Source organism: Ornithinibacter sp. (assembly GCF_035443565.1).
Taxonomy (GTDB): domain Bacteria; phylum Actinomycetota; class Actinomycetes; order Actinomycetales; family Dermatophilaceae; genus Fodinibacter.
The window spans coordinates 1-4,726 of record NZ_DAORSO010000091.1; the positions used below are offsets into that span (position 1 = coordinate 1).

General features: G+C 72.0%; 4 protein-coding genes. All 4 read left to right on the forward strand.

Annotated features, from left to right (window positions below):
- The coding region (locus PLL68_RS10060) for a cytochrome ubiquinol oxidase subunit I (protein WP_324533686.1) at positions 1–1,044 on the forward strand (1,044 nt) is incomplete at its 5' end.
- Positions 1,045–1,063: 19 nt separating this feature from the next.
- Complete coding sequence (gene cydB, locus PLL68_RS10065; protein ID WP_324533688.1) at positions 1,064–2,092, forward strand: cytochrome d ubiquinol oxidase subunit II; 1,029 nt, start codon at positions 1,064–1,066, stop codon at positions 2,090–2,092.
- A 14-nt stretch (positions 2,093–2,106) separates the two neighbouring features.
- On the forward strand, positions 2,107–3,693 hold the full coding sequence (gene cydD, locus PLL68_RS10070; RefSeq protein ID WP_324533689.1) for a thiol reductant ABC exporter subunit CydD: 1,587 nt from the start codon (positions 2,107–2,109) through the stop codon (positions 3,691–3,693).
- Positions 3,690–4,726: ABC transporter domain-containing protein (locus PLL68_RS10075; protein WP_502910693.1), on the forward strand; the 1,037-nt coding region annotated here is incomplete at its 3' end. The genes cydD and PLL68_RS10075, both read left to right, overlap by 4 nt.

Genomic DNA, 4,726 nt, shown 5'->3' on the forward strand with positions numbered 1-4,726 from the left:
CTGTCGGCCTACTTCATCCTCGCGGCGAACTCGTTCATGCAGAACCCCGTCGGCTACAGGTTCAACCCCGAGACGGGCCGCGCCGAGATGGCCGACTTCATGGCCGTGCTCACCAACAAGGTGCAGCTCGTGACCTTCCCGCACGTCATCTTCTCGGCGTACATGGTCGGCGGCGCCGTCGTCATGGGCGTCGGCCTGTGGCTGATGCGCAAGCACGCCAGCACCGGTGACGAGCCGATGTACCGCAAGGCCACCCGCTTCGGCGCCGTCTTCGCCCTGGTCGCGTCGCTGGGCGTCATCGTCACCGGTGACATCCAGGGCAAGATCATGACCGAGGTCCAGCCCATGAAGATGGCCGCGGCCGAGGGCCTGTACGAGACGACGTCGAACGCCCCGTTCTCGGTGCTGTCGATCGGCTCGCTCGACGGCAGCGAGGCCACCCGGATCATCGAGATCCCGGGCCTGCTCTCCTTCCTCGCGACCGGCACCTGGGACGGCGAGGTCGAGGGCATCAACGAGCTGCGCGTCAGCGAGCGCGCGATGGCCGAGAAGGTCGCCGAGCAGTACGGCCCCGAGGTCGCCGCGCTCGTGCTCGTCGACGACTACACCCCGATGATCCCGCTCGCCTACTGGTCGTTCCGCTTCATGATGGGCCTGGGCTTCGCCACGATGGCCGCAGCCGCCGCGACCCTGTGGGCGATGCGCAAGAACCGGGTCCCCCAGGGCTCGGTCTGGACGTGGGTCGCGATCCTCACACCGCTCGCACCCGTCTTCGCCAACAGCTGGGGCTGGATCTTCACCGAGGCCGGCCGTCAGCCGTGGATCGTCTACGGGCTGATGACCACCTCGACCGGGGTCTCCCCCTCGGTCAGCGCCACCGAGGTCTGGATCTCGATGATCGCCTACACCCTCGTGTACGCCGTGCTGGCCGTCATCGAGATCAAGCTCTTCCTCACCTACGTCCGCCGCGGCGCCGACCCCTTCGAGGACCCGGCCGACCACGCGGATGCGGACGAGGACGCCCCGCTCCAGTTCGCCTACTGATCGACAAGAGGACTCGACCATGGACTACGCACTCATCTGGTTCGGACTCATCGGTCTGCTGTGGGCCGGCTACCTCGTGCTCGAGGGCTTCGACTTCGGTGTCGGCGCCCTGCTGCCGGTGCTCGGCAAGGGCACCAGCGACGCAGACTCCGAGAAGCGCCGCCGCGTCATGCTCAACACCATCGGCCCCCACTGGGACGGCAACGAGGTCTGGCTGCTCACCGCGGGTGGTGCGACCTTCGCGGCCTTCCCCGAGTGGTACGCGACGATGTTCTCGGCGTTCTACCTCCCGCTGCTCATCCTGCTCGTCGCCCTCATCGTGCGGAACATGGGCTTCGAGTACCGCGGCAAGCGCGATGACGACACCTGGCGAGCCCGCTGGGACATGGCGATCATCGGCGGCTCCATCGTGGCGCCCCTGCTCGTCGGCGTCGCCCTGACCAACGTCGTGCGCGGTGTGCCGCTCGATGCCGACAGCGAGTTCGTCGGCAACCTGTTCACCCTGCTCAACCCCATGAGCCTGCTCGGCGGCCTCGTCGTGCTCGGCCTCAGCCTCACCCACGGCGCGTTCTTCCTCGCCCTGAAGACCACGGGCGACATCCGCCGCGACGCCCGGGCCCTGGGCACCACCCTCGGGCTGGTCACCGCCGGCCTCGCGGTCGTGCTGCTGCTCTGGCTGGGCCTGACCCAGGGCACGGTCTGGTCGTGGATCACCACCGCCATCGCCGCGGTGTCACTGCTCGCCGCGATCTACGCCAACGTCAAGGAGAGCGAGGGCTGGGCCTTCATCGGCACCGCCGTCACCTTCGCCAGCGCCGTCGCGACCTACTTCCTGACGCTCTACCCGAACGTCATGCCGACGACCCTGGCCGACGGCACGTCGCTCACCCTCGTTAACGCCTCGAGCAGCGAGATGACGCTGAAGATCATGACCGTGGCCGCCCTGGTCTTCACGCCGATCGTGCTGCTCTACACCGCGTGGACGTACTGGACGTTCCGCAAGCGCCTCGGCACCCACCACATGCCGGCACCGGTCTCGGTCAAGTAACCCCGCGGCATCCCATGAAGCCCTTCGACCCACGACTGCTCCGGGCGGCGCCAGCAGCGCGCCGCCCGGTGGCGGTCCTGGCCGTCGTGGGCGTGCTCCAGGGCGTCGCGACGATCGGGCTGGCGGTGGCGCTCACCGCGCTCGTCGTCGCCGTCGTCGAGGGGATGCCGTTGCGTCCGCCCGCGTCGTGGCTGGCGGGGTTGTTCGTGGCGCGGGCCGGGCTGTCCTGGGTGTCGGAGAAGGTCGCGGCCTGGGCCGGGGTGGAGGTCACCGCGCAGCTGCGCGAGGCCCTGCTCGCCCGGTGGATGGCCTCGCCGGCGGAGCGCCGCCCCGACCCCGACCGGGCCGTGACCCTGGCCGCGCAGGGTGCCGCGAGCGTCGAGCCGTACGCCGCGCGCTTCCTGCCCGCGCTCGTCGCCGGAGCGGTGGTTCCGGCGCTGGCCCTCGCGACCCTGGTGTGGGTCGACTGGATCAGCGCCCTCATCGTCGTGCTCACCCTGCCCCTGCTGCCGTTCTTCGCGGCGCTCATCGGCAAGACCACCCAGTCCGACACCGAGAAGCGCTGGGCGGCACTGTCGTCGCTGTCCGGGCACTTCCTCGACGTCGTGCGCGGCCTGCCGACGCTGGTCACCTACGGCCGGGCGCAGCGCCAGGTCGAGGTCATCGGCGAGGTCAGCCAGCAACACCGGCGCGCCACGATGGCCACCCTGAAGCTGGCGTTCGTGTCGTCGGCGGCCCTCGAGCTGCTCGCCTCGATCTCGGTGGCGATCGTCGCGGTCAGCGTCGGCATCCGCCTCACCCACGGGTCGATGACGTTGCAGGCGGGGCTGCTCGCGATCCTGCTGGCCCCCGAGGCGTACTGGCCGGTGCGCCGGGTCGGTGCCGAGTTCCACGCCGCGGCCGACGGCGCCGAGGCGATCGACGGCATCCTCGCCGAGCTCGACCCCACCACCCCCTCGCCCGAGGCATCGAGCACGGGCGACGAGCTGGGCGTGGTGCTCGACGGCATCCACTACACGTACCCGGAGAGCGCGGATGCCGTTCTCGCCGGGGTCACGCTGGATGCCGGTCCGGGCCTGACCGCCATCACCGGGCCCTCGGGGGTCGGCAAGTCCACCCTCCTCGAGCTCGCGGCCGGGCTGCGCACGCCCACGGCCGGTACCGTGCGCGCCGGTCGCGCCCACCTCGTCACGCAACGGCCGTTCCTGCCTGCCGGGACCCTGCGCGAGGCCCTCACGCTGGGCAACGACGCCGACGACCAGGCCCTGTGGGACGCCCTGCGCCTCGTCGGCCTCGAAGGATTCGTCGCCGGCCTGCCGCTCGCGCTCGCGACCCCGCTCGGCGACGACGGGTTCGGGCTGTCCGCAGGGCAGCGGGCCCGCATCGCCCTGGCCCGGGCCACCCTGTCCACCGCGCCGGTGCTGCTCGTCGACGAGCCCACCGCGCACCTCGACGACGCCGCCGCCACGCTCGTGCACGACGTGCTGTCCGACCTCGGCGAGCGGCGCACTGTCATCGCCGTGACCCACCGGCCCGAACTCGTCGCCCGGGCCGACCGGCACGTCGCCCTGACCCGCGACGGCGCGGAGGTGCTGGCATGAGCCTTCGACCGACACGCGCCACGATCATCGGCGGGCTGCTGGGAGGTGCCGCCACGGCATCCGGCATCGCCCTGACGGCGACCTCGGGCTGGCTCATCGTGCGGGCGAGCGAGCAACCGGTGATCCTCACCCTGCTGACCGCCATCGTCGGGGTGCGGGCCTTCGGCATCGCCCGGCCGCTGTTCCGGTACGTCGAGCGGCTCGTGTCGCACGATGCGGCGCTCGACGACCTCGCCCGCGAGCGCACCCGCGTCTACTCGGCGCTCGTGCCGTTGACGCCAGCCCGGCTCGGTCGACGGTCACGCTCGCGGGTGCTCGCGGGGGTGGTCGACGACCTCACCGACGTCGTCGACGCGCAGGTGCGGGTGACCGTGCCGGTGCTGTCGAGCATCGTCGCCGGGCTGGTGGCCACCCTGCTCGTGGCGTGGTTCTCCCCCGCCGTCGGACTGGTGCTGGCCGGGTTGCTCGTGGCCGTCGCCGCAACGTGCTGGCTCGCCTGGCTGCTCGAGTCCCGTTCCCGTGACGAGCTGCTCGAGGCCCGGGCCGAGGTGCTGCGGGTCAGCGACCTCGTCGCCCGGCAGGCCGGTGAGCTCCAGGCGATCGGGGCGCAGGACACGGCATCCGGCTGGCTGCGCGACGCCCACGACGCGCTGCGGGGTGCCACGCGGCAGCAGAGCCGCGGCCGCGCCCTCGTCGCGGCGACCCTGCTCGTCGCGACGGCCGCCGCGACGATCGCCGCCGCCTTCCTCGCCGACCCTGCGGCGACCGGCGCACCCGTCGCGGCGCTGCTCGTCGTCGTGCCGGTGGCCGTCGGGGACGCGTTGGCGCCCCTGGTGGACAGCATGCGGGCGCTGGCCCGGGCCCAGGGCAGCGCCGCCCGCCTCGAGGCCCTGCTCGACCAGGAGCCCGCGGTCAGCGACCCGGTCTCGGCCCCTGCCACCCCCGCTGACGTCCGGCAGGTTGGTGCCTCCAGCAGCCAAGGTGCCGGACGCAACGCGGTGACCGGGCGACACGTCTCCCTCGAGCAGGTCGC